Origin of the sequence: Halomarina rubra (assembly GCF_023699475.1) — an archaeon.
Lineage (GTDB): Archaea > Halobacteriota > Halobacteria > Halobacteriales > Haloarculaceae > Halomarina > Halomarina rubra.
On sequence record NZ_JALXFV010000005.1, the window covers coordinates 74894 to 99808 of the forward strand.

Annotated in this window: 28 protein-coding genes and 1 tRNA gene; 17 read left to right on the forward strand and 12 right to left on the reverse strand. The window is 68.7% G+C overall.

The genetic code is table 11. From position 1 onward, the window contains the following. Positions 1-54 precede the first annotated feature (54 nt). Positions 55-567, reverse strand: coding sequence for a gamma carbonic anhydrase family protein (locus tag M1L36_RS10135; protein WP_250873625.1), 513 nt, complete (start codon positions 565-567; stop codon positions 55-57). Between the two features lie 76 nt (positions 568-643). Here M1L36_RS10135 and M1L36_RS10140 point away from each other — a divergent pair, with 76 nt between their 5' ends. The 6 genes from M1L36_RS10140 to M1L36_RS10165 all read left to right on the forward strand — a co-directional run bounded on the left by M1L36_RS10140 (position 644) and on the right by M1L36_RS10165 (position 6644). Then, on the forward strand, positions 644-1597 hold the full coding sequence (locus tag M1L36_RS10140) for a D-2-hydroxyacid dehydrogenase (protein ID WP_250873626.1): 954 nt from the start codon (positions 644-646) through the stop codon (positions 1595-1597). Between the two features lie 96 nt (positions 1598-1693). Beyond that, positions 1694-2413, forward strand: coding sequence for a fumarylacetoacetate hydrolase family protein (locus M1L36_RS10145; RefSeq protein WP_250873627.1), 720 nt, complete (start codon positions 1694-1696; stop codon positions 2411-2413). Between the two features lie 87 nt (positions 2414-2500). Beyond that, positions 2501-3838, forward strand: a complete 1338-nt coding sequence (locus tag M1L36_RS10150) for a metallophosphoesterase (RefSeq protein WP_250873628.1) — start codon at positions 2501-2503, stop codon at positions 3836-3838. An 82-nt stretch (positions 3839-3920) separates the two neighbouring features. Then, a complete protein-coding gene (locus M1L36_RS10155; RefSeq protein ID WP_250873629.1) occupies positions 3921-5120 on the forward strand; it encodes a M24 family metallopeptidase in 1200 nt (399 codons plus the stop codon). Positions 5121-5150: 30 nt separating this feature from the next. Further along, entirely contained in the window at positions 5151-5801 is a 651-nt protein-coding gene (locus M1L36_RS10160) for an HAD family hydrolase (RefSeq protein ID WP_250873630.1), read from the forward strand. Between the two features lie 42 nt (positions 5802-5843). After that, positions 5844-6644 (forward strand): phosphorylase family protein, encoded by an 801-nt coding sequence (locus M1L36_RS10165; RefSeq protein WP_250873631.1) that lies wholly within the window; start codon positions 5844-5846, stop codon positions 6642-6644. 222 nt (positions 6645-6866) lie between these two features. On the opposite strand, the gene M1L36_RS10170 is transcribed toward M1L36_RS10165, so the two are convergent. Next, on the reverse strand, positions 6867-7157 hold the full coding sequence (locus M1L36_RS10170) for a hypothetical protein (protein ID WP_250873632.1): 291 nt from the start codon (positions 7155-7157) through the stop codon (positions 6867-6869). 311 nt (positions 7158-7468) lie between these two features. After that, positions 7469-7879: a VOC family protein gene (locus M1L36_RS10175; protein ID WP_250873633.1), complete on the reverse strand. Its 411-nt coding sequence runs from the start codon at positions 7877-7879 to the stop codon at positions 7469-7471. Positions 7880-8048: 169 nt separating this feature from the next. Here M1L36_RS10175 and M1L36_RS10180 point away from each other — a divergent pair, with 169 nt between their 5' ends. The 5 genes from M1L36_RS10180 to eif1A all read left to right on the forward strand — a co-directional run bounded on the left by M1L36_RS10180 (position 8049) and on the right by eif1A (position 11507). After that, positions 8049-9242, forward strand: a complete 1194-nt coding sequence (locus M1L36_RS10180; RefSeq protein ID WP_250873634.1) for a redox-regulated ATPase YchF — start codon at positions 8049-8051, stop codon at positions 9240-9242. A 99-nt stretch (positions 9243-9341) separates the two neighbouring features. Then, entirely contained in the window at positions 9342-9704 is a 363-nt protein-coding gene (locus M1L36_RS10185) for a DUF5789 family protein (RefSeq protein WP_250873635.1), read from the forward strand. 138 nt (positions 9705-9842) lie between these two features. Then, entirely contained in the window at positions 9843-10508 is a 666-nt protein-coding gene (locus M1L36_RS10190) for a halocyanin domain-containing protein (RefSeq protein ID WP_250873636.1), read from the forward strand. Between the two features lie 105 nt (positions 10509-10613). Then, positions 10614-11048 (forward strand): hypothetical protein, encoded by a 435-nt coding sequence (locus M1L36_RS10195; protein ID WP_250873637.1) that lies wholly within the window; start codon positions 10614-10616, stop codon positions 11046-11048. 174 nt (positions 11049-11222) lie between these two features. Further along, positions 11223-11507, forward strand: a complete 285-nt coding sequence (eif1A, locus tag M1L36_RS10200; RefSeq protein WP_305794458.1) for a translation initiation factor eIF-1A — start codon at positions 11223-11225, stop codon at positions 11505-11507. 21 nt (positions 11508-11528) lie between these two features. On the opposite strand, the gene M1L36_RS10205 is transcribed toward eif1A, so the two are convergent. Continuing rightward, positions 11529-11708: a hypothetical protein gene (locus M1L36_RS10205; RefSeq protein ID WP_250873638.1), complete on the reverse strand. Its 180-nt coding sequence runs from the start codon at positions 11706-11708 to the stop codon at positions 11529-11531. Positions 11709-11835: 127 nt separating this feature from the next. On the opposite strand from M1L36_RS10205, the gene M1L36_RS10210 reads away from it, so the two are divergent. Then, the gene (locus tag M1L36_RS10210) at positions 11836-12690 is read left to right on the forward strand and encodes a hypothetical protein (RefSeq protein WP_250873639.1); all 855 of its coding nucleotides are present in this window, start codon (positions 11836-11838) and stop codon (positions 12688-12690) included. A 186-nt stretch (positions 12691-12876) separates the two neighbouring features. Here the strand turns inward: M1L36_RS10210 and M1L36_RS10215 are convergent, their stop codons facing one another. After that, positions 12877-13194, reverse strand: a complete 318-nt coding sequence (locus M1L36_RS10215; protein WP_250873640.1) for a HalOD1 output domain-containing protein — start codon at positions 13192-13194, stop codon at positions 12877-12879. Positions 13195-13289: 95 nt separating this feature from the next. Between M1L36_RS10215 and M1L36_RS10220 the strand changes: the two genes are divergently transcribed. Both M1L36_RS10220 and M1L36_RS10225 read left to right on the forward strand, forming a co-directional pair. Continuing rightward, positions 13290-13433 carry a hypothetical protein gene (locus tag M1L36_RS10220; RefSeq protein WP_250873641.1) on the forward strand — a complete coding sequence of 48 codons (144 nt, stop codon included), beginning with the start codon at positions 13290-13292 and terminating at the stop codon, positions 13431-13433. A gap of 273 nt (positions 13434-13706) precedes the next feature. Beyond that, positions 13707-14711 (forward strand): Cdc6/Cdc18 family protein, encoded by a 1005-nt coding sequence (locus M1L36_RS10225; protein ID WP_250873642.1) that lies wholly within the window; start codon positions 13707-13709, stop codon positions 14709-14711. A gap of 33 nt (positions 14712-14744) precedes the next feature. Here M1L36_RS10225 and M1L36_RS10230 read toward each other — a convergent pair whose 3' ends face one another. The 3 genes from M1L36_RS10230 to M1L36_RS10240 all read right to left on the reverse strand — a co-directional run bounded on the left by M1L36_RS10230 (position 14745) and on the right by M1L36_RS10240 (position 18176). Continuing rightward, positions 14745-16190, reverse strand: a complete 1446-nt coding sequence (locus tag M1L36_RS10230; RefSeq protein ID WP_250874049.1) for an MATE family efflux transporter — start codon at positions 16188-16190, stop codon at positions 14745-14747. Positions 16191-17534: 1344 nt separating this feature from the next. After that, positions 17535-17608 (reverse strand) — tRNA-Ile (locus tag M1L36_RS10235). Between the two features lie 82 nt (positions 17609-17690). Further along, positions 17691-18176, reverse strand: a complete 486-nt coding sequence (locus M1L36_RS10240; RefSeq protein WP_250874050.1) for an FxsA family protein — start codon at positions 18174-18176, stop codon at positions 17691-17693. 162 nt (positions 18177-18338) lie between these two features. Here M1L36_RS10240 and M1L36_RS10245 point away from each other — a divergent pair, with 162 nt between their 5' ends. Both M1L36_RS10245 and M1L36_RS10250 read left to right on the forward strand, forming a co-directional pair. Then, the gene (locus tag M1L36_RS10245) at positions 18339-20024 is read left to right on the forward strand and encodes a DUF255 domain-containing protein (RefSeq protein ID WP_250873643.1); all 1686 of its coding nucleotides are present in this window, start codon (positions 18339-18341) and stop codon (positions 20022-20024) included. 42 nt (positions 20025-20066) lie between these two features. Next, positions 20067-20870, forward strand: coding sequence for a TrmB family transcriptional regulator (locus M1L36_RS10250; RefSeq protein WP_250873644.1), 804 nt, complete (start codon positions 20067-20069; stop codon positions 20868-20870). A 105-nt stretch (positions 20871-20975) separates the two neighbouring features. Here M1L36_RS10250 and M1L36_RS10255 read toward each other — a convergent pair whose 3' ends face one another. The 3 genes from M1L36_RS10255 to M1L36_RS10265 form a co-directional block, all read right to left on the reverse strand. Continuing rightward, complete coding sequence (locus M1L36_RS10255) at positions 20976-21371, reverse strand: VOC family protein (protein WP_250873645.1); 396 nt, start codon at positions 21369-21371, stop codon at positions 20976-20978. Positions 21372-21475: 104 nt separating this feature from the next. Beyond that, on the reverse strand, positions 21476-22411 hold the full coding sequence (gene mptA / locus M1L36_RS10260) for a GTP cyclohydrolase MptA (RefSeq protein WP_250873646.1): 936 nt from the start codon (positions 22409-22411) through the stop codon (positions 21476-21478). A gap of 95 nt (positions 22412-22506) precedes the next feature. Next, on the reverse strand, positions 22507-23319 hold the full coding sequence (locus M1L36_RS10265; RefSeq protein WP_250873647.1) for an NAD(+)/NADH kinase: 813 nt from the start codon (positions 23317-23319) through the stop codon (positions 22507-22509). A 147-nt stretch (positions 23320-23466) separates the two neighbouring features. Here M1L36_RS10265 and M1L36_RS10270 point away from each other — a divergent pair, with 147 nt between their 5' ends. Continuing rightward, positions 23467-23637, forward strand: coding sequence for a DUF1059 domain-containing protein (locus M1L36_RS10270; protein WP_250873648.1), 171 nt, complete (start codon positions 23467-23469; stop codon positions 23635-23637). A gap of 71 nt (positions 23638-23708) precedes the next feature. Here the strand turns inward: M1L36_RS10270 and M1L36_RS10275 are convergent, their stop codons facing one another. Further along, positions 23709-24698, reverse strand: a complete 990-nt coding sequence (locus M1L36_RS10275) for an aldo/keto reductase (protein WP_250873649.1) — start codon at positions 24696-24698, stop codon at positions 23709-23711. Positions 24699-24915 lie beyond the last annotated feature (217 nt).

A 24915-nucleotide genomic window follows, 5' to 3' on the forward strand; every position in this document is an offset into this window, starting at 1 on the left:
GACACTCACTCGAACAGCGCGGACCGGCGGGTCGCTGGCTCGACCTCGCTTCGCTCACTCGAACAACTCGCCGTGACGGGCCGCGAGGTCGGCGTACCCGCCCGAGGAGTAGTCGTCGAACACCTCCTCCGGGTTCACACCCGACTCCGAGAGCGGGACGTAGCTCGCGGGCGTCCCGAACGCGAACGACTCCGGTGGGATGTCGGTGCCCGGGAGGACGACGGTCCCCATCGCGACGATGCTGTCCGCGCCGACGGTGGCCTCCGAGACGGTCGCGTTGAACCCGACGAGCGCGCCGTCGTGGACGGCCGCCTCGTTGAGCACGGCCCCGTGGCCGACCATCACGCGCTCGCCGAGCGTCGAGGCGTGGAGCGTCGCGTTGTCCCCGACGTGGGAGGCCCGACCGACCACGACCGGCCCCACGTCCCCACGGAGGACGACCCCCGGCCAGACGCTCGCGCTCGCGGCGACGTGAACGTCCCCGATGAGCGTCGACTCGCGGCTCACGTACGCCTCCTCGTTGACGTCGGGGGTCTTCCCCCCGAACGGATACTGGCGACTGTCCATGGTGTATGTCAGCGATGTACAAGCAAATCGTTGGCGGACCCCGAGTATTGATGGTGGTCCCCGGCAATCCCGGGCTATGGACCGCCTTCTACTCACGCACACCGTCTCGCGGTCCGCCGCGACGGACCTGCGTGAGGCCCTGGCCGACGAACTCCCGTCGGTGACGGTCGACTGCCCACGAACGGAGACCGAGTTCCGCGAGTCGGTCGGCGACGCCAGAGCCGTCGTCGCCGCCCGATTCCCGGCCGACCTGCTGGACGACGCCCCCGACCTGGAGTGGATACAGGCGCTATCCGCCGGCGTCGACCGCTACCCCCGCGAGGCGCTCGACGACCGCGACGTCGCCCTGACCACGATGTCCGGCGTCCACGCCGAACCGATGGCCGAGCAGGTCGTCGGCTACCTGTTGGCGTTCGAGCGCGGCCTGCTCACCGGGATGCACCACCAACAGCGCGGCGTCTGGGAGCGCTACTCGGGGGGTGAACTGATGAAGAAGACGCTCGGTATCGTCGGCCTCGGCGCGGTCGGCACCCGCGTCGCCGAACTCGCGAGCGCCTTCGAGATGAACCTGCTCGGCGTCAAACGCGACCCGAGTACGAACGCCGGCGTCGTCGACGAGTGTTTCGGCCCCGACGGCCTCCAGGAGGTCTGTGCACGGTCGGACTACCTGCTCGTGGCCTGCCCGCTCACCGACGAGACCCGCGAGATGGTCGGCCGCGAGGAGCTCCGGCTCCTCGGTGAGGACGGCGTGCTCGTCAACGTCGCGCGCGGCGCGGTCGTCGACCAGGACGCGCTCGTGAGCGCGCTCCAGTACCGCGTCATCGACGGGGCGGCGCTGGACGTGTTCGAGACCGAACCACTGCCCGCCGACTCCCCGCTGTGGGACCTCTCGAACGTCCTCCTCACGCCACACATGGCCGGGTCGACGCCGAAGTACATGCAGCGCGCCGCGGGCATCATCGCAGCGAACTACCGCACCCTCTACGAGAACGGCGGGACGAAAGCCCACCTGCGGAACCTCGCGGACTGAACCGCGGGCAACCCGGTTCGGACGGGGAGGTCGTGCCGCCCGACCCCTCCGTCCCGCGACACAACACCTACCTCGGAGCCGTGGCTCTGCGGGGACGTGAAACTCGCACGCATCGCGACCGCAGACGGCGTCCGGAGCGGCCGCTACGAGGACGGCACCGTGACGACCGACGACGGCGACCGGTACGACGAGACGGAGTACGACCTGCTGGCACCGTGTGAACCGACCGCGCTCTACTGCGTCGGCCGGAACTTCGCGGCGACCGTCGAGCAGATGGGCTACGACACGCCCGAGGAGCCGGACTTCTTCATCAAACCGCCGGTCTCCGTGCTCGCGCCGGGCGCGGACATCGAGTACCCCGATTTCACCGAGGAGTTCACCTACGCGGGCGAACTCGCCGCCGTCGTCGGCGAGGAGTGCCACGATATCACCGAGAGCGAGGTCGACGACGTGCTCCGGGGCTACACCGTGATGAACGACCTCGACGCGCTCGACCAGGTGGGCCGGACCGCGCGCAAGGCGTTCGACGGCTCCGCGCCGCTGGGACCGTACGTCGAGACCGACGTCGACCCCGACGACATCCGCATGGAGACGTACGTCGCGGGCGAGCAACGCCAGGACGCGACGACCGCACAGATGTTCTTCTCGCCCCGGGAACTGGTCGCGTACCTCTCGAAGCGGTTCACGTTCAAACCGGGCGACGTCGTCGCGTTCGGCAGCCCCGCCAACCCCGGCCTCCTCGAACCGGGCGACGAGGTCGAGATAACGTACGAGGGCGTCGGCACGCTCCGGAACACGGTCGTCGCCTCGGACTGACCGGCGACGAACCCCGTTCGTCGCGTCTTCACCGTGCCGACGCGAGGTTCATGTCATCTGCGCGCCAACAGCGGGTCGAACCGACGGATGGCGAGCGAGTACTACCTGGTCAGCGACCTCCACATCGGCGGCGACGAGCAGTTGCGCCACTGCGAGTTCGAGGCCGAGTTCCTCGAGTTCCTGCGGGACCTCGAAGCTGAGTACACCGACGGCGAGGAGGACGCCGAACTGGTCGTCCTCGGCGACGCGTTCGGCCTCTGGGAGTTCACCGAAGTCGACGGCCTCGCGAAGTTCGACGTGCTCGTCGAGACGTACCCCGACCTGTTCGAGCAGTTGCGTGCGACCGGAGAGCACGTCCGCATCACGCTCATCCCGGGTAACCACGACTACGAGTTGGCGTGCTACCCCGAGTACCTCGACCGCCTGGCCGAGTACAACGTCACGCTCGAGCAGGAACTCCACCTCGTCCGGCACCTCGACGGGCGGAAGATCTGGATCGAACACGGGATGCAACAGGACCCGAACAACCGCATCCCGGACTTCGGGAACCCGTACGCGAACCCGCCGGGGTACTTCGTCAACCGCAACGTGACGAGCACCGCCGGCCGCCTGTCGAAACGCGGGCGGTACAACTGGCTGAAGGACATCCAGTCGGTCCAGCCGATGACCGAGATTCCCCGGTGGATGGCGTCGAACTACTTCTACCGCGAGATGAACCCGTGGCTCCGGTACGCCGCACTCCCGTTTCTCGTGACCTTCTACGTCAGTCTCCTCGTGTTGGCCTCCGACGTCCTCGCCGAACTCACCGGCATCCGGGCGCTGGAACTGGAGACGTACCTCACCCCGCTCGGCGTCGTCGGCGAGGCGGTCAACGCCATCATCGCCATCAACATCCTGTTCGTGTTGCTGTCGCTGGTGTTCGCGATTCCGCTGTACTTCTACTACCGCGACGTCCGCAAGACGCTCCGGCGGTTCCGGGTCGTCCCCGACGAGGAGGAGGAACTCGTCGAGGACGAGGGCCCCGACGACCGGTACCTCGACGCCGCCCGCGCGGTGTTCGCCGACGACCCCGACGTGGTGGCGTTCGTCTACGGCCACACCCACCGCGCCTCGCTCACCGAACTCGACGGCCGGTACGTGCTCAACACCGGGACGTGGCTGAAGATACTCCAGCGCGTCGAGACGCCGTTCACGCCCCTTCCAGGTGTCTACCGACCGTCGTTCCGGCTCAACTACTTCCACCTCCACGAGGCCGACGGCGAGTTCGTCGTCGACTACCACGTCGTCCCGAAGGCGAACCCCCGCGAACTGTCGTGGCTCGAACGGCTGTTCTCGGTTCGCGCGCGGCCGTTCGACCCGATTCCCGAGCGGACGGTCGTCGACCGGGCGGCCGGCGTCGAGTCGGCGACCGCCGAGAGCGAGTGACCACCCACGAACGAGCATCCGCCGACTCCGGAAGTCGCCGGGCGCGGCGAACGCTTTTGTCCGGTGCGGCGGTCGCTCACACATGGCAACACGGCTCCCCGAGACGGAGTACGGCGAGCGACTCGCGACGGTCCGCGAGCGCATCGCCGACAGCGACGCGGACGCCGGCGTCTGGTTCGGCGCGACGAGCATCGAGTACCTCACCGGGTTCGCCCACATCCAGACCGAGCGGCCGGTCGTCCTCTGTGTCACGCCCGAGCGCGCCGAACTGACCGTCCCGCGCCTAGAGGTCGAACGCGTCCAGGGTAACCCCCGAATCGACGCGATTCACCACTACTTCGACTACCCCGGTGGGCGACCCGTCGAGGCCGCCGCGTCGATGTGTCGCGAGATGGGTGCGGAGTCGGTGCTCGCGGACGCCGACGGCGCACCGGGGACGATGGGCTACACCGGCCCGCCGTTGAGCGACTTCCTCGACGTGCGGAGTCAGTCGTGGGTCCCCCGGATGCGCTGGGCGAAGTCCGACGCCGAGGTCGCGCTCGTCCGCGAGTCCGCGAAGTGGGCCAACCTCGGCCATCGCTACCTCGCGGACCTGACCGAACCGGGTGCCCACCCCGCGACGGTGAGCCAGCAGGCGTCGACGGACGCCTCGCGGGCGATGCTCGACACGCTCGGCGGCCGGTACGTCGAACGGGTCCGGGGGAGCGGCCCGGTCCACGCCGGCTACATCAGCGCCCACGAGACCGCACTGCCCCACGGCCACACGCCCAACCAGCGTCTCCGGGAGGGCGACGTGCTCGTGACGGGCGCGTCGGCGAACGTCGACGGCTACCACTCCGAACTCGAACGGACGATGTTCGTCGGCGAACCGACCGACGAGCAGGTCCACTACTTCGAACTGATGCTCGAAGCCCAGAGCATCGCCATCGAGGCGCTCGGTCCGGACGTCCCGATTGCGGACGTCGACCGCGCCGTCTCGGACTACTTCGAGGAGCAGGGCGTTTCGGCGCTGGCCCAGCACCACGTCGGCCACAACATCGGGATGGACGGTCACGAACCGCCGTACATCGACCGCGGCTGGACGGCCCACTGCGAGAGCGACGACACCGAGTACGACCCCGAAGACGCCCGGATGGAGGTCGGTCACATCTACACCATCGAACCCGGCATCTACACCGAGGACGCCGGCTATCGCCACTCCGACACCGTCGTCGTCACCGAGGACGGCTTCGAGATGCTGACGTACTTCCCGCGGGACCTGGAGTCGAACGTCATCCGATAGCTTCAGGCGGGTCGAACCGAACGTCGGGGCGTGAGCTACGAAGCGGTCGTCTTCGACAACGACGGGGTGCTCGTCGAGATAACCGACTGGGACGTGCTTCGCGGCGCGGCCCGCGACACGTTCGCGAGCTTCGACGTCGACCCCAGCGACGAGGACCTCGCGACCGTCCTCTCCTCCGTCACGGTCGACGGTCTCGAAGCGATGTGTGCCCGCCACGGCCTCGACCCCGAGGCGTTCTGGCACGAACGCGACACCAACTACACGACCGTCCAGCAACGCGAGGTCGTCGAGGGGCGCAAACCGATGTACGACGACGCGAGCGTGGTCCGTGACCTCGACGTCCCGCTCGGCATCGTCAGTTCGAACCAGCACGCCACCATCGAACGCATCCTCGACCACTACGACCTGCGAGAGCACTTCGTGACGTACTACGGTCGCCAACCGACCGTCGAGGACGTCCGCCGGAAGAAACCCCACCCGCACTTCGTCGAACGCGCACTGGAGGACGTCGGGACGACGAACGCACTGTACGTCGGCGACAGCGAGACCGACGTGGAGGCCGCCCACGCCGCCGGCGTCGACAGCGTGTTCCTCCGCCGCGAGCACCGCGCGGACTACTCGCTGTCGGTCGAACCGACTTACGAGTTCGAGACGCTCGACCCGCTCGTCGACCTCGTCTGAGCGGTCGGGAGCTGTTTTCCCGGTCGCCGTGCGACGACGGGTATGCCCACCCACTCGCTCCGCGTCGTCGTCTGTCCCGCAATCGGCCTCGAACTTCGCCCGTGGCTCGAGCGCTTCGATTTCGCGACCGAACTGTCGCTTCCGGGCCTGCGCGACCCGCTTCGCGTCACCGACGACGGCGTCGGCGTCGTCCCCACCGGTATCGGGAAGGCCGACGCCGCGACGACGCTCGCCGCGCTGTTCGCCTCCTCACGCGTCGACTGCTCGGAGGCGTACTTCTCGACCGTTGGCATCGCCGGTGGACCCCCCGAGACGGGACCGTTCGGGTCGGTCTGTGTGGGCGACTGCGTCGTCGACTGGGACAAGAAACACCGCGTCGACGACGACGACCCCGTCGACCTGCTGTACTGGCGCGAACGCGACTACGTCTACGACCTCGACCCCACGCTCGCGGACCTCGCTGTCGACGCCGCCGAGGGCGTCGACCTCCGGACCGTCACGGACCCGCCGCAGGTCACGCGGGGGACGGTCGTCTCGGGCGACGAGTTCTGGCACGGCGCCTCGCTCGCCGAGCAGGCCGAGTGGCTGGTCGACGCCTACGACGCGGACCCGTACCGCGTCACCGAGATGGAGGCCGCCGGGGCCGTCGTGGCGCTCGACCGATTCGACGCGCTCGACCGGTACGTCGTCGTGCGTGGCCTCGCGAACTACGACCGACCGCCGGCGACGAGCAGCGCACGCGAGAACCTGGACCTCGAAACTGGCGAGCACGCCAACCACGCGGCCGCGGAGAACGCCGCGCGCGTCGGACTGGCACTGGCCGAGCGACTGCTGGCGCGCTGACGCGGACGAGTCGCGTCGCATCGCGTCGCTGGCGCTCTCGGGGGGTGAAAGCGTGGGGACCGCGAGCCCCGATGAAATGACAGTAGCGGTGGTCTCCAGTGGTGTGCTAGAGTGTGTTTGTCACGACGCCGCTCACGACGAACCGTCGACCGCAGCGTCCGATTCGTTCGGTGCGTCGGTGTCGGCCGGCTCGTTCGAGCGCGGCGGACGCGGTCGGCGGTGTTATCGGTTCGGGCGCGCCGCGAGGCTGACCTCGATCTGCGTGTCGAGACCAGGGACGCGGATGGCGGCCGTGCGGCCGTGCATCCGGCGGGCGGCGGCCGGGACGACGTACCGTGCGGAGAGGCCGAGTGCGACGAGCGTCGCACCGACCAGCGCGGCGGTCGCGGGGAACTCCACCGCGAAGATCGCGATGGGGACGAGCGTGGCGAGCGCGAGCGTCGCCACGAGCGACCGTGCGTCACACGGCGTTCGGGGGTCAGTCCAGCCGTCAGAGCGGAGATGTCGTGACATTGTGTTGGATTGGATGTGGTTTGCGAGCGGTTCGTCGGGCCGCCCGGAGGGGGCGTCCCGTCTACACTCTGTAGAATACGCCGAGGGTATAAAAAACATTCTGTATCGGTGATACGAATTGAGAATGGTTAGCACACGTCGCGAAGGATTTTGTAGTATCACGCCTCGAAACACCCTGTAAGAGTTGCCATGACAACCCGTCTGTCTCAACAACGACCGTGATGAATACCGACAGATAGGATGATTTTCGTCTCGAACTACCCGAAATCATCCGCACTATATAGATTTCGACCAGCTAGTGTGAGACGGTATCAGACGTCGTCGGGGTCGGTCGGGGCCTTCAGTTCGACCCGGTACCCGAACGGGTCGCGGGCGTAGACCGCGGGTGCGGTCCCGGTCGCCCCCGTCGGCGCGTCGAGTTCCCGCTCGACGACGACGCCCGCCTCGTCGAGGCGTGCTCTCACCGTCTCGACGTCGTGGTCGACGACCAGCGCGAGGTGGTCGTAGCTCGTCCCGGTCGGCGGTTCGAACTCCTCGCTCGGCCAGAGGTGGACGACGTGTTCGGGTGCGAGGCGAATCGAGAAGAACGGCTTCTCACCGGCCTCGAACGCGTCCATCCGGTCGGCGTCGAACCCGAGTCGGTCGACGTAGAACGCCAGCGCCTCCTCGACGCCGTCGGCCGGGATGCGGAGGTTGACGTGGTCGATGTGTCGAACGTCCATACCACCGCTCCGAGCGCCCGCGCGAAGAGTCCGAGGACAGGGTGAGAACTCGAGTCGACCGTTCGGTCACGCTCGCTCCGAACGCAGTCCCGTCCACGAAACGCGTTCACACGGCGCGAAGCGGTTCGGAGTCGCAACGCCTTAGCGGCCCGCTCGCCGAACCCGCCCAATGAGTTACAAAATCGGTCTCGTCGGCAAGCCGTCGGTCGGCAAGTCCTCCTTCTTCAACGCCGCGACGATGAACGACGTGCCCGAGGGTGCCTACCCGTTCACGACCATCGACCCGAGCGTCGGCGAGGCGTACGTCCGCGTCGACTGTGCGGCCCCCGACTTCGGGGAGACCTGCACGCCCGAGACGGGCTACTGCGCGGACGGCACGCGGTTCGTCCCCGTCAAACTCGTCGACGTGGCGGGGTTGATTCCGGGCGCACACGAGGGGAAGGGCCTGGGCAACCAGTTCCTCTCGGACCTCAACGAGGCCGACGTGCTCGTCCACGTCGTCGACTTCTCCGGGAAGACCGACATCGAGGGCGAACCGACCGAGGGCCACGACCCCCGCGAGGACATCGCGTTCCTCGAAGAGGAACTCGACCAGTGGTACCTCGGCATCCTGGAGAAGGCCGTCGACAAGTACGAGAACGCCTACGCGGGCACCGAACCGGCCATCGAGGAGTACGTCGCCGACCAGATGAACGCGTTCGGGACGAACAAGGACCAGGTGAAACAGGTCGTCCTCGCGCTCGGTCTCGACCTCGACCCCGACGAGTGGGACGCCGCCGACCGCCTCGAACTCGCCCGCGAGATGCGCATCCGAACGAAGCCGATGGTCATCGCCGCGAACAAGATGGACACCCCCGAGGCACAGGCGAACTACGAGGAGATAACGGCCGACCCCGACTACGAGCACCTCACGTTCACGCCCGCGAGCGCCCACGCGGAGAAAGCGCTGAAGAGCGCCGACGAGAAGGGCGTCGTCGACTACACGCCCGGCGAGGGCGAGTTCGACATCCTCGCGGACCTCTCGATGGAGCAGAAACAGGGGCTCGAACAGATCCGGGACTTCCTCCACGCGTTCGGCCAGACCGGCGTCCAGTCCGCCCTCGAAGCCGCCCTGTTCGAGGAGTTGGGTGTAAAAGCCATCTTCCCGGGGAGTTCCAACGGCGTCGTCACCGACGAGGGGAAGGTGCTCCGTGACTGCTTCCTGCTCCCGCCCGACGCGACGACCGAGGACTTCGCGTACTTCCTGCACTCCGACATCGGCGACGGCCTGCTCCACGGCGTCGACTGTCGTTCGAAGCGCCAGATCGGGTCGGACCACCCCCTCGAACACCGCGACGTCGTCGAGATCCTCTCGACGAACTGAGCGACCCGGCTATCACCCACCGCACCGTCCTCTGTCCCGTCGACCGCGCTCGCTTCCGCAGGCCACACGCCTTTGGGCCGGCCGAGCGTACTTCGTGGCATGGCCCGAGACGACGCCCAGGACCGTGCCGCAGAGCGCAAACACGAACGCGCCGAGAGCGTCGAACGCATCCTCGACGAGGTCGAACGCGACCTCGGGGACGCGGAGTACCCCGTCCGCAACGAGGAGTTGGCCCAGCAGTACGCCAACCAGCCACTCGACATGCCCAACGAGACGGAGTCGCTCGGCAGCGTCTTCGACCGCATGAGCCAGCGCGAGGAGTACGACACGCCCGAAGAGGTCCGAGAGGCGCTGTACGGCGAACTCACCGGTCGGAGCGACGCCGACAGCTACGCCGAGTACAACGAGGAGCGGAACCTCGAAGAGATAGCCGACTCCGTCGACGAGACCGAGTCGCTGTAGTCACGACGTACACCCGGTTCGGCCGCCGTTCTCTCCTCGTACCGTCCACGACCGGTGAGTGTCCAGCGGGTCGGTCTCTCCTCTCGGACGGACACAGTCTCCGACGCCTTCATGTCCTTGCGCTTCCGACACATTACTATGCACGGAGACGTGTCACGCCGTCGGTTCCTCGGCGGCATGGGGACGGTCGTGGTGGTGGGGCTCGCGGGGTGTGCCGGACCGAGCGCGAACAACACGACCGACGGGGAGAACGGAACGACAGGCAACGGGACCGTCGGGGAGCCCACGACCGGAGACGAGACCACGGGGAACGAGACCACGGGAGAGGAGACGACTGGCAACGAGACGACGGGTACCGACACCGCGGGCGGGACGGCGGGGGGTGAGACGCTCCCGGGCAGTGAGTACCCGGCCGTCGACGAGTGGCTGACCGAGACGAGCGTCGGCGCGGCCGACGAGACGTACGACGGGACGCTCCTCGACATGCGCGGCTCGACGGAGGTGACCGTCGAGGTCGGCGCGGCGGGCAACGGCGAGTTCTTCGCGTTCGCCCCCTCGGCGGTCGTCGTCTCGCCGGGGACGACCGTCGTCTGGACGTGGACCGGCGAGGGCGGCGCGCACAACGTCGAGGCCGAACCGGACGAACAGATCGGGGAGTCCGACTACGAGTTCAGTTCGGGCGAACCCATCGCGGAGGCGGGGACCGAGTTCCGGGAGACGTTCGACGACGTCGGGGTCGCGCTGTACCACTGCGAGCCACACCTCTCGGTCGGGATGAAAGGCGGCGTCGCGATCTCGGAGTGAGCGACCCACCCGTCGTGGTGGGGACGCCCGTGCAAGCCACGGCCCCATCCGTCGGGCGGCAGTCGTCTCGGGTGTGAACCGACCGACCAGCGAGGCGGATGAACGATGAGCGACCGACCAGAGGACGACACCCTCGACAGTATCGACGACGGACTGGACGCGCTGGTGCTCGTCGACGTCGCCCGTGAACTCGTCGACGCCGTCGACTTCGAGGCGCTCCAGAACGGGGCGGCCTACGCGGAGGCGGTCGACCAGACGCAGCTCAGGCGCACGCTCGGTGGCCCCGTCGGCCGGGTCGTCGCCCGGCGTCTCGCCGACCGCGTGGTCGGCAGCGGCGTCACCGGACTGGTCGGCCGAGAGGTCGCCGGCCGCGCCGGCGCGTCACTCGTCGAGTACCTCGTCGAGCAGGTCGACCCCGAGACGATACTCGCCTCCCTCGAAGCGATGGCCGAGGAGTCGGCCGACGAGAGCGCGGTCCCGGCGGACGGCGGTACCGACGACCCGACCGTCGTCGACGTCACGCCGGACGACGCGGAGTGAGTGCGGTCGCCGAACGCCGACCGTACAGCCCGCTCGGGGGCGAGTGGGCCGGTTTAGCAGGCCTCCGGAGGTGCCACGGACGGGACGACGCGCGTGGTGGAGCGGGGTGGACCACGTGTGCCACGCTATCGCGTATATCGGATGACTTTACCGTGTCCCCACGAACTCGTTAGTATGAGTGGCGAATCGGGCCGCCGGAACCTCCGGATGCCCAACGACGACGAACTGTTCGCGGTCGTGACAGAGCACAACGGTGGGAACCACGTCCGCGTGCGCTGTTCGGACGGCAAGAACCGAATGGGCCGCATCCCCGGTCGAATGAAGTACCGGACCTGGATCAACGAGGGCGACGTCGTCCTCGTCGAACCGTGGTCCTGGCAGGACGAGAAAGCCAATGTCGAGTGGCGCTACACCGAGCAGGACGCCGAACAGCTCCGCCGCGAAGGCCACATCGAGTAGACCGGTTCTCCCCGCCCGTCGTCACCGCACCGTGGAGTGACGACCCTCGAACGCGACGAGGCGGGCACGCCCACCGACGTGAACGTCGAGACGGTCGACCACCGACGCCGGTGGCGATTCGAGCGCCGGCGGCGTGACCGCCGCGAGAGCCGCGAGCACGAGGTCCGCGGACCCCGTCGGCGGCGGCGCCGGACGCGACACCCTCTCTCCGAGACGACTGTCGGCCAGTACAGACAAGTCAGCGCCGGACACATCGCGAGTATGGCCCGACCGGGGAGGTGGACGCAGGTCGACGGCCGTCGCTGTCGCGGTCGCCGAGCGCTGCGTGATGCGACGACGTGAGTTCCTCCTCGGCGGCGGCGTGGTGGGGACCCTCGGCGCGGTCGGTGTCGTCACCACCCTCGTCGGTGAACTGGAGGTCCGGTGGTGGGCGACACCGCGTGCGGCCCAGTACGAGGCGTTGCGCGAGCGCGTCACCGGCTACCTCGAACGCGGCCTCGACGGCCTCGCCCTCTCAGTCGACGTCAGCCACGGTGGGGTCGTCTCGGTCCCGACCGAGAACGCTCACCGACTCGTCGCCGACGGTGCGTGGCCGCGACGGCTCCTCACCGGCGGCGTCGGAGGGACGGTCGACCCCGCTACCGACGTCAACCTCCTCGTCACCGACAGTTCGATGCGCCGGTCACCGACCGGTGCGGGCATCCCCTACGTCGCCGCCGTCGGCGGTGCACGCCACGTCGCCCGTGCCCCACCGGCCACGGACGTCGAGGACGTCGTCCCCGACCGGTTCACCTTCCGGACCATCCAGATTCTCGTCCACGAGTGTGGGCACGCTCTCGGGCTACGCCACGACCACGGCACCATCCGCGACGACGGGGCGGTGGCGGTCGTCAGCCCGATGGTCAGCGGCTACGCGTGGGCCGACGGCCCGCTGAGACGCGAGCAGTTCGACTTCGACCGGAACCGCTGTGGCCGCCCCTACCCCTCCGTCCGTGGCCGGGAGCCACGGCTCCGTCTGGGGTTCGACGACTGCGAGCGCCACGGCGTGACCCGATTCCGTCGACCGGGCCTCCCGACGCTCCCGGTCGGCGAGAGCGCCGTCGACGACCTGCTCGCGCTGGCGCGGTCACTCCCGACGTGTGCGACGTGTCTCGATGACGGTGAACGTTCCGACCAGGGGTGAGTCGGCGGTCGGGGGGTGTCCGCTCGGCGTAGAGTCGGAGACGGCCTCGGCACTCATAGAGGTCGTCACCACCGGGAGCCTACTCCGGTTCGGTGGGAGTGCGTCGTCATCGGCCAGCGTGCGGTTCGACCACCGTCGAGTTGTGCCTGTCGGTGTGACGGGCCCTCGCCGGTCGTGACGCGTCGCTCACTCCTCGACGGCGTAGATACGGACGCGACCGTCACCGTGGACGGCGACGACGTACCCCTCGTAGACGAACTCGACGTAGTGGACCGGCGCGCTGTCGTCGGGCTGTCGGTCGAGGAGTCGTTCGAGTGCGTCCCACGCCGCGACGGTCGCCAGCGGCGGTTCGAGGGACTCCGGGTCGGTGTCCAGTAGCTCCGCGAGGCCCTCGCTGACGACCCGGAGCAGCGACGGGCCGCGGTCGGGGTCGACCGTCGCGCGATGTCGCAGTTCTCGTCGGTCCTCGTCCGGTGTGTCCCACGCGCTCGGTTCCCCCTCCATATCTCCTCCCTCCACGCCGCTTGACTAAAGAAGGTATGGAAGCGGAGAACGAGTGCGGAGGGAAGAACCATGGTGGGCGGTAGTCAATAACATTCATGAACGACGACTGGTGGCGTCTCGTCTGTGCCCAGTGCGAGTTTCGCGGGCGCGCCGCCGAAGCGGACCTGGCGGAGCGGCTCGCGGCGGTCCACGCCGACGCCGCCGGCCACGAGGTCGAGGTGGTTCCACCGCGTGGGTGAGCGGTCGCTCGGCGGGCGTCGAGTCGGAGAGGAGCAGGGAGCGGACATGGATTCGGAGGCTCCCCGGCGTTCGGGTGCGATACCACACGGGCCACCACCGTCACTGCGAGCCGCACACCCTCGTCGAGTGGTCGGACGCCGACCCGTACGAATCGGACGCCGGGGGCGCTGTTGGCTCCGCCACCAAAACAGATAGGCGGCGGGCCGGAAGAATCGGAAGAATCGGAAACGACCCCATTTCGTTTAAGCTCCTGCCGGGGAAACCAATCGGGTATGATACGCGATGCCCGGGTCCTGCAACCGGAGTTCGTCCCGCGTGAGGTCCAGCATCGCGACGCCGAGGTCAACCAGTTGACCCACGCGCTCGACCCCATCGTCGACGGCGAACGCGGGGATACGACGTTCCTGTTCGGCCCCTCCGGCGTCGGCAAGACCTGTATCGCGCAGTACACCGTCGAACAGCTGCGGGAGGCCGTCGTCGACATCGAACACCAGTACGTCAACTGCTGGCAGAACTACTCGCGGTTCCGAGCACTGTATCGCATCCTCGAGGGCCTCGACGGCACCGTCGACGTCCACCGCGGGTCGACCCCTCACGACGAACTGCTCAGACGGGTGCGCGAGTACGACGGCCCCCCGTACGTCGTCGTCCTCGACGAGGTCGACCAGCTCCAGGACTCGGCGGTGCTGTACGACCTGTATCGCGTCCCGAAGCTGTCGATGATACTCATCGCCAACCGCGAGGAGGAGCTGTTCGTCGACCTCGACGACCGGGTCGCGAGCCGTCTCCAGAGCGCCCGGCGCATCCGCTTCGACCACTACACCGAGGCCGAACTGGTCGCCATCATGCGCGACCGGGTCGACTGGGGCCTCGAACCGGGGGCGGTGTCGGACGCGCTGTTACGACGCATCGCGGACGCGGCGGCCGGCGACGCCCGGGTCGCGCTGGGTATCCTCCGGAACGCCGCCCGCGACGCGGCACGGGCGGGCCACGACAGCGTCGACCCCAGCACCGTAACGGGGGCCATCCCCGACGCCCGTCGCGAGATCCGCCAGACGACCGTCGAGAACCTCACGCCACACCAGCGCGTGCTGTACGACCTGCTCGACGAGCACGGCCGTCAGCACGCCGGCGAACTGTACGAGCGGTACCGCGAGGCGGTCGACGACCCTCGGACGAAACGGACGGTGCGGAACTACCTCTCGAAGCTCGTCCAGTACGACCTCGTCGTCGCGGAGGGCGAGAACCGTGCGCGGACGTACCGCCTCACGGGGTGAGTCGAACGTGTCGGCCCCGCCTCGTCGCCCCGCTCAGTCGTCGGCGGGGGTCGCTCCCGGCCGGTAGCCCCGACTGACGCGCTTCCAGACGTTCGAGCGCATCCGGTAGTAGTTGAGCGCGGCCGGGATGGCCGTCTCGGCGACGAACGCGAGGTACAACCCGGCGATACCGAGCGAGGTGGTCGCCCCGAGGTACGCCACCGGGATGGAACAACAGAACATCCCGACGAACTGGCTGGCGAACGGCCAGCGGGTGTCGCCGCTGGCGTCGAGCGGCCCCGCAGCCCCGCCCGAGATGCCCTGGAAGACGATAGCGAGACACGCCACCCGGACGAGGTCGGTGGCGACGGGCACCGACGGCGCGGTCGGGTCGTCGACGAACGCGAGGACGACGGGGTCGGCGAGCACGAACACGATGGCTCCCGAGAGGACGTACACCGCGACCGCGAACCGGATTATCTCACGGGCGTACGACTCGGCGCTGTCCTCGTCGCCCCGGCCGAGTTCCTGGCCGACGAGACTGCTGGCGGCGAGGCCGAACCCCCACCCGGGCGTGTTCATGATACCCCAGATGCGGCGTGCGATGACGAACGCCGGGAGGACGCCCGGACCGAACAGGCCCGCGATGGCGAGCATCGGGAACTCCGCGACCGTCCAGACGCCGTTGCGCCCGATGACGGGCAGACCGATGCTGACCAACTGCCCGACGACGTCGCGGTCGAGGTAGGTGCCGAACGGGTCGACCTGCACGGGGAACTCCCCGACGCCGGGGAGGCGGCCGTTGGCGAGTGTGCCCGCGAACACCGCGGTCACGAGCGCGTTCGAGAGGACGGTGCCGAGGGCGGCCCCCACGACGCCGAGGTCGAACCCGAAGATGAGGACGGCGTTGATGGCGATGTTCGAGAGTGCCCCGCCCGCCCGGAGCACCATCGGCGTCCAGGCGTCGTCGACGCCGATGAACACCCGGGAGCCGATGAGGTTGAGCGCGGCGAACGGGACGCCGAGCGAGACGACCCGGAGGTAGTCCGCCCCGTAGGCGACGACCGGTGCCTCGCTGCTCAGCAGGCCGACGAGGTCGGGTGCGAACGTCCAGAAGACGACGACCAGCGGGAGCGTCAGGAGCACGACCACCGCGGCGCTGGAGCGGACCGCCTGGCCGACACCGTCGAGCGAGTCGCCGCCGAAGCGCTGGGAGACCAGCGCGATGGTGCCCGCCGCGATTCCGCCGCCGACCGAGAACGCCAGTCCCCAGTAGGGACCGGCGAGACCCACTCCGCCGATGGCGGCCCCGCCGAGGGCGATACCGACCATCGCGACGTCGACGGCGTTCTTCGACATCCGCGCGATGCCCGTGACGATGCGGGGCCACGCGAGGTCGGTCGTGCGGCGTGCGCGCTCGCGGTCGAGGACGCCGAACCGGACGAGGAGGAGACCGACGGCGGCGACGAGGAGACGAATCGGGTTCGGGAGGGAGGGCACGGAGATACTCACCGTAGGCGACGACCGACGGATATCCTCTTCGTTCCCGGAGCCTGCGGCCGGAAGCTATGGCTGGCAGGGTCACACACGGCTGTTTTCGGTTAGAACGGCCCCCGGGTAATCGGTCGTACCGAGCAGGTCGCCGCGCGTGACCGGAGCTCTCGGGAGCGCTATGTAACGGTTGTTCACAACCCCTCCGTTTCGTCTGGAACGTCCGGACGGACCGCGCGACGAGAGGGTCACTCCCGAGTGAACGGGTGGGCTCGGGAGTCGAACAGTCGGTCGACGTCGGTGCGAGGTGGTCGGCGTAGTCGGCGACCAGCAGGGGACGTCGCCCGTCCACTGGAGACACCGTGGAGTGTGAGCGACCTCCACGGCCCGCGTGCGCGACGGCCGTGGTACGTAGTGTACCTCGTGAGTGCCGCCCGACGAGGACGACGCGCCGCGACGCAGGTCGTTAAGCGTCAGACAGTCACCTCCCGGCCACTACTCGACTCGCGTGTCGGGACGGGGCCGCCCGCTGTCGATTTCCGTCGGACTCCCGAACCGTTTCGGTCACCCTTATACTCGTCTTCGGGGCCAGGTCGCTGCGGGTCGGTGAGCCGCCGAGCGCGACCCGGTGGCCCCGGAACATAGGCGGAGCATAAACGTCGCCATCGTCCACCGCGTCAGAACACTCACGCGAAAATCGGACACTATCTAAGTACGTACCCGTCGAGATTCGAGACACGCACGGCTCCAGACGGACCACCAGCCCCTCGAAACCGAGGGACGAACGATTCCGCATCCCCACATCGGAACCACCCACCTGTGGTCGGACGCTGGAGCCGAGCGTGTAATCTTACTGAGAGGTCGACGTGCATAAGGCTAGTGGCACCTATCGGCGACCGATTGAGTCGACCGCCGTCCGTCGATTCGAGGAGGCAGGTCGCCGGATTACCGGCCCGAATCCGGCCGACGGCGCGGGCCGGAGTCCGACCCGAGAGTCGTCACCTAAGGACGACCCGCTCTCTCGTGAGGCGCACGCGGCGACCGCTCGGTGGTGAGACGGTGACGAACCACGTCCCGAGGGGACGAACCGCGCGCCGAGTGGAGTGCGGGCGAGAAGCGAGGACCGGTGGACGCGCCTCTGACAGTCGCGACGGCAGTGGAGAATCGGTCACCGAGCTGTTATGTGTTGTGGTTAAGTAGTTAACGGGGTCCGGACGGGACGACACCGTGAGACGGGTCCGGTCGTCGTGGGAACGGCGCGGTCGCTCTCCGGTGTGTAGTTCGTCCGAGATTGGTTGGCTGGGGAGGTCAGCGCCCACGTCGCAGTCGGACACCGAACGAGTGGTGACCGGATGGGTCGACACGGATTTGAACCGCGGACCTCCCGGTTATCAGCCGAGCGCTCAACCTAACTGAGCTATCGACCCATTCGGGCGCATCTTCGAGTACCGGTGAGATACAATTAAGCGTGTCGCTTCGGCAGCGCCGACTGCCGTTCGGTACCGTGGTTCAGTTGTCGCTTCTGCTCCCTCGACCCATCTCGTACTCGTCGTCGTCGAGGTCGTAGGGGTCCTCGTCGGGGAACCCCCGCGTGTACACCTGGCCGGTGGCGAACCCACCGGTCTTCGCGTCGACGTAGGGGCGGACGACCCACCGCCGGACGGCGACGCGGACGGGGTAGCGCGTCGGCGGCAACACGAGGACGAATCCGAGGAGGTCGGTCACCAGCCCCGGCGTGAGCAGGAACGCGCCGGCGGCGACGAGCAACGCGCCGTCGATGAGTTCGTCCTCGGGCAGCGACCCGCGAGCGAGTTTGCGCTGGATACGCCGGGCGGTGTGTCGGCCCTCAGCGCGGACGAGCAGGAGACCGACGAGACCCGTCAGCACGACGAGCGCGACGGTCGCCGGCAGGCCGAGGTTCGGCAACACGCCGACGAGCAACACCAGCACGTCGAACAGCGGAATGAGCAACAGCAACCCGACGATACGCAGCATTCCCATGCCTCACGCTAGTCCGCCCGGGCCCAAACGTGTTCCGGCCTCCCAGCAGTGAACGACTGCATCCGGTGGGCGAACGACACCGACCGTCGTTCGCACGGCGACGGAGCGTCGACGCCGAGTCAGAACCCTTTCGACGGCCGACGCCCGACTCCGACCATGACCGACGAGTCGCTCGTGGAGTGGCGCGAGTGGGGACCCGAGGCGTTCGCGGAGGCCGAAGAACGCGACGCGCCGCTGTTGGTGTTCCTGACCGCGCCGTGGTGTACCTGGTGTGCGCAGATGGAGCGGGAGGGGTTCGGCAGTCCCATGATCGCCGCGAACGTCCGCGAGGGGTTCGTCCCCGTCCGCGTCGACGCCGACCGTCTGCCGGCGGTCCGCGAACGCTACCAGATGGGTGGGTTCCCCTCCACGGTGTTCCTGACGCCGGACGGCCGCCTCATCAGCGGCGCGACGTACCTCGACCCCGAGGCGCTGCGCTCGGTCGTCGAGCGCGTCCGGGAGGCGTACGACGACCGCGGGACCGACGCCGGACGCATCCCGCGGGCGCTCCGGGACCCCGACCCCCCGCGCGGCGACCTCGACTCGCGCGTCGAGGCGCACATGGCCGGCCAGTTGGAGGTCGCGTTCGACGAGGAGCACGCCGGGTGGGGCACCGACGCGAAGTTCCCGCTGCCCCGGACCGTCGAGTTCGCGTTGAAACGCGACCGGTCGCGGGCGCTCCGAACGCTCGACGCCGTCGCCACGCACCTCGCGGACCCCGACGGCGGGTTCTACCGCTACGCGACGACCCGCAACTGGGCCGACCCTCACCACGAACGACTGCTCGACGAGAACGCAGCGCTCGTCCGGGCGTTCGCCAACGCCTACCTCCACACCGGCGAGGAGCGCTACCGCGACGTCGCCGACGACGCCATCGACTTCCTCACGACGACGCTGTGGGTCGACGCCGACGACGGGGCGACGGACCCGGAAGAGAGAGCCGACGCGGACGACGCCCCCACGGGCGCGTTCGCGGGGAGTCAGGCCGGCGAGGAGGCGTACTTCGAGCACCCGCTCGAGGAGCGCGGGGCGGCCCCCCACGTCGACGAGACGGTGTTCGCCGACCGCAACGGCCTCGCCGTCGACGCCCTGCTCACCTACCACGCCTACACCGACGACGAGACCGCTCGCACGTACGCGACGGCGGCGCTCGACACGCTCCTCGGCAGAGTCGAAGCCGACGGCACGGTCGCGCACTTCGAGGGCGGTCCGACGGGACTGCTCGGCGACCAGGCCCGACTGCTCCGGGCGCTCACGACCGCCACGCAGGTGCTCGGCGACGACCGGTACCGGACGGCCGCGACCCGCGTCGCCGACCGGACCGTCGAGACGTTGTTCGTCGACGGGACGGTGCTCGACCGCCCGCCAGAAGACGACGCGCTCGGCCTGCTCGACCGCCCGCTCCGGCCCATCGACACGACCGTCGAACTCGCCGAGGCGCTCACCGACCTGTCGGTGCTGTCCGGCGAGGAGCGCTACCGCGACGTCGCCCGCGAGAGCCTCGCGGCGTTCGCCGACGCACGCGACCGCATGGGCGTCGACGTCGCGAGCTACGCGAGCGCCACCGCACGTCTCGTCGACCGGCCGCTGACCGTCGAGGTGTCGGGGGTGGCCGGCAGCGACCTCCACCGCGCGGCGCTCCGAATCGCGGACCACGAGAAGGTCGTGGTCCCCGACGCCGACCTCCCCGAAGCGGTCGAATCGAGCGGCTCCGAGACCGTCGCTCGCGTGACGCTCGGGGCCGAGAGCGCGACGGCACGCACGCCCGAGGAGCTCCAGCGGCGTGTCTCGGAGCTGAACTAAACTCCCGAATCGTTTTTGGTTTCCCGGTCCCAGCGAACGGTAATGGCTAGCCTCCGCGACCTCGGCCTCTCGGAGTACGAGGCACGAGCCTATCGCGCGCTGCTGACGACGGGCCCGACAACCGCCAAGGAGTTGTCACAGGTCAGTGACGTGCCGATGGGGCGCATCTACGACGTACTCAACAGCATCGAGCAGTACAACCTCGTCCGCTCTCAGAGTGCCTCGCGGCCGAAGAAGTACGTCGCCGTCGAACCCGACACCGCACTCGACCGCCTGCTCGAGGACAAGAAACGCGAACTCAACGAGAAGGAACGGCAGTACGAGGGCATCGTCGACGAACTCGTCGGCAGCCTCGACACGACCGACACCGTCGAGGAGCGCTTCTGGACGGCCGCCGTCGGGCCGGCGGAGACGACCGACCTGATGGTCGAACGCATCGCCGCCGCCGACGAGCGCGTCTCAATGGTCGCCTCGACGTTCTCTCAGAGCTTCGACATGGACGACCTCGGCGAGCGCGTCGCGCGCGAACTCGAACGCGCGCTCGACCGCGGCGTCGAGGTGTCGCTGCTCATGCGCCCCCAACTCGTCGACGACCTCCCGGAGTCCGTGGGTCGGCGCTACCGCGAGTCGCTCGCACCTCACGACCTGTTCGACTGTCGCACCAGCGACGACGTGACGGGGAGTTTCACCGTCGTCGACGGTGGCGAGGTCTGCATCGAGGTCCCCCACCCGCTCCACGCCGAGGACACGTTCGCGATGATCGACCTCAAGGACCGGGAGTTCGCCGGCGAGATCCGCGAGGAGTTCGAACCGCGCTGGGCCGCGGCGACACCGCTGTCCTTCTGAGCACTCCCGACGGTCGCGCTCGGCGAACCGTGCTCGCCCCGCTCGGACGGCCCGTGGCGAGGCGACGAGGGTCGACCGCTCCGGTACTCCGGACCGGGACCGGCCTCACTCCATCGCCATCAGGCCGACGCGGTTGCCCTCGGTGTCCCGAATCAGCGCGTAGTGGAGCGTCTCGGTGATGGCCGTCGTTCCGACCAGCACGGTACCGCCCGCGGTCTCGACACGGTCGAGGGCTGCGTCGATGGAGTCGTCGACGGTGAGGTAGACCGTGGGGCCGGCCTCGCCGGTCGGGAACGGCATCGTCTCGCCGGAGTCGAAGTCGTGCTCGCCGGCCTCGAACAGGCCGCCGCCGACCTCGCCGTCCCCCGTCTCGAACAGCAGGTACGGCTCGTCGGTGTCCTCGGCGGCGACGAGGCCGCGGTCGAGGACGGTCGTGTAGAACTCGCGGGCGCGCTCCAGGTCGGTGGCGGGAATCTCGAACCAGCTGATTGCGTGTGTCATGGTGGGTCGGCGGAGCGGGTGCTCCGACACGGTGTCGTTGCGTGGAGGACCTAATGAACGCTCGGCCGGCCGACACCACGGGAGTGGTGCGTGGCGGGTGCGGCTTACTCGTCGTGGCCGTTGACCTCGCCGCGCAGGGTCGACATCTCGGCGACGCGCTCGGCGTGGGCGTTGTGCTGGTGGATGGACTCGTCGTTGGACTGCTTCATCGTCACGACGGCGGAGTCGGGCAGGTGGTCGAACTGTTCGACGACGCCGTCGGCCATCGCGCGGACGCAGTCCTCGACGAACTTCGCGTCGGCGTGGCTCTGGTAGGTCATGTGGTCCTCGTCGGGGCGCTTCGCGAGGTTGTAGATGCGCGCGCTCATCGAGTTCCGGGCGACGTCGATGAGGTCGGTGAGTTCGACGTCGGGCGACCCGTCGGCTTCGATGGTGAGCGTCGCGTGCCCGCGCTGGGAGTGCCCCGGCTGGGGGACCTGTTCGAGGAACTCGTCGATGGTGTCGCGCTCGACGCCGAGGTCCTCCAGCGTCGTCCGGGCGCGGGTCTCGGACATCCCCTGCGAGCACGGACAGACCGTCATCCCGACGACCTTCGCGCCGATGGTCTCGCGGGTGCCCTCGTCGGTGGCCGTCGCCGCGGCGATGATGTCGGCGGTCGACTGCGTGACGCGGTCGGACGCAGGCGTCCGGTCGTGGGTGACGTACGTCGCTTCCATCCGGACCTCCGCCTCGGTCGTGTAGTTGTGCTTGTTCAGCAAGCGTTCGGCGGCGTCGCCACAGACGTCCTCTGGTCGGTAGGCGGTCTCGCTGACTGCCTGTTCGAGCGTCTCGTCGATGACCTCCATGTTCCGGCTCATATCCGCGCCCTTGCGCCACGACGGCAGGTCGACGAACACCTCGAACTCCGCCATCAGGACGATGGGTCGCTCCTCCGCACGGTCCAGTTTCACGAGTTTCTCGACGCCGGTCACACCGACTCGGTTGAGCCCAACCGTGACGTCCGGGCTGGAAGCCTGCACGTCCGGCAGCTGTTTGCTCATTGGTATAGCCATGGCTTGCCAGTCGGTTATGGGTTCCGGAACTGCCGCCGAATCGCCTCTGTCGGCGCTCACACGTCGGAATTCGCGTTTGGCTGTCAGTCGAGTTTTCCGAGCGCCGCGAAGAAGTCGAGGTCCGGCCCCGCGATGCGGACCGGGGTCGCCGAGCGCCGGACCGTCACGTCCGTCGGCGTCGTGACCTCCTGGACGCGCCGGCCGTCGCTGACCACGACCGCCCGCTCCGGGCCGTCGACGCGGACGACCACCTCGCTGTCGGGACCGACGACCAGCGGTGGCATCCCCTCGCTCGCGCACATCTCGGTGACGACGAGACCCGCCGCGTTCGGGTGGACCAGCGGCCCGCCCTCGCTGAGGTTGTAGGCGGTGCTGCCCGTCGGGGTCGCGACGAGCACGCCGTCGGCCGACCCGCCGGAGTACAGCGACCCGTCGACCCTGATCTCGACCTCGCACCCCCCGCCGTGACCGCGCTGTTCGCCCATCACGACGACCTCGTTGAGCGCCGACGGGAGCGACCAGTCCGCGCCGGTCGCCCGGACCCGGGGGAGGTCCTGGACGGGCAGGGCGTCGCTGTGGTACTGCTCGACGGCCGTCGTGACGGCCCCGACGGCGTCCTCGGGGGCGGTGACGTTGAGGAACCCGACCTCGCCGAGGTTGACGCCCATGATGGGAGTCGCACCCGCACCGCGGGCGGTGAACAGGAACGTCCCGTCGCCACCGATGCTCACCACGAGGTCGCAGGCGTCCATCTCGTCGACGGCGACGCCGGGTGCGCCGGCGGCGTCCGCGGTCGCATCGTCCACGACGACGTCGGCGTCGACCGCGTCGCGGATGTCGCCCGCGAGCGACGCCGCACGCGGGTTGTCCTGCTGTGCGACGATGCCTAGCTGCATGGCTCCGAATCGGTCGCCGCGGGTGATAACAGCGGGGGGTCCGCCGCCGACCCCCCGCCCACCTCCGAACCCAGGTCGGAACGACCCCGTGACCCGTGGTGACTCGCGACAGCGTTATGACAGCGGAGAACCAATCACTGGCGCATCATGTCGAAGCGATTGGAGTGCATCATGGAGGGGTGTGACGCGACCATCGAGGGCGAGAGCGAACAGGAGGTGATGGCGCAGGTCGAGACGCACGTCCAGGAGGCCCACCCGGACCTGGACCTCGACGACGAGACGGTCGAACTCGTCCGCTCGAACGTCAAGACCGTCTGAGTCGGTTCGGTCGGTCACGGGACGGACGGGCGGCGGACGCGGCCACCCGCGACTCGGAGCCGTGTCGACGCTCAGTCCATGAACGAGACGCTCTTGGCCGACTGGAGGCGCTCGAACTGGTCGTCGGAGAGCGACACGGTGTCGGCCGCGAGGTTCTCGTCTAGCTGGTCGACCGTCCGCGCGCCGACGATAGGCGCGGAGACCTGCGGGTGGTGCTGGAGGTACGCGAGGCTCACCTGTGCCGGCGAGGCGTCGACCTCCCCGGCGACCTCGCGGACGACGTCGAGCGCGTCGAAGTTCGTCTCGCTGAGGTAACGGTCGGCGAACCGACTGGACTCCGCGCCGCGGGTGCCCTCGGGCATATCCGCCTCGCGGGTGTACTTGCCCGTCAGGAACCCGCCCGCAAGCGGCGACCACGGGCAGATGCCGACGTCGTACGTCTCGCACATGTCGACGTAGTCGTACTCTATCTCCCGGTTGACGAGGTTGTAGCGCGGCTGAGCGACCGTGAACGGTTCGTACCCCCGCCGGTCGGCGATCTCGTTGGCGCGGGCGACCTCCCAGGCGTTCGGTTCGAACGTCGAGGCACCGAGGTAGTTCACCCGCCCGTCGTCGACGAACCCGTCGAGCGTTCGCATGAACTCCTCGGGGGGCGTCTGGTCGTCGAACCGGTGGCAGTACAGGACGTCGAGGTAGTCGGTGCCGACTCGCTCCAGAATCTTGCGAATCTGGCGACGGAGGTGTTTGCGACCGATGCCTCGGCCGTTGGGGTCGTCCTCGCGGGTCGGCCAGAACACCTTCGAGGCGACGACGAAGTCCTCGCGGTCGCGGTTGGCGAGCCAGTCGCCGATCCACTCCTCGCTGCGGCCGTCGCCGTACATGTCGGCGGTGTCGATGAAGTTGCCGCCGCGGTCGGCGTAGGCGTCGAGTAACTCGAAGGCGCGATCCTTGTCGACCTCCACGTCGCCGGCGTCGGTCTCGCGCCCGAACCGCCAGGTGCCGAAGGAGAGACTGGAGACGGTCGTACCGGTGCGGCCGAGCGGTACCGTGTCGAGTTCCATACCGCCGGCGTCGCGGGGACGGGCCTTAGTCGCCGCGGTGCGGTCCGGCGGTGTCGTGCGACGGCGCGGAGCAGTGCGGCGACGGTGTGTTCGAGTCGGTGTGTCGGGGACCGGTGCGTCGGGACCTTCGTGTGGGGACCGGTTGTGGTGGGACCGATGTAGTTGGGGCAGGTGTAGTGGGAGACCGGAGCGAGGAGGACCAGCCAGACGGGGACGG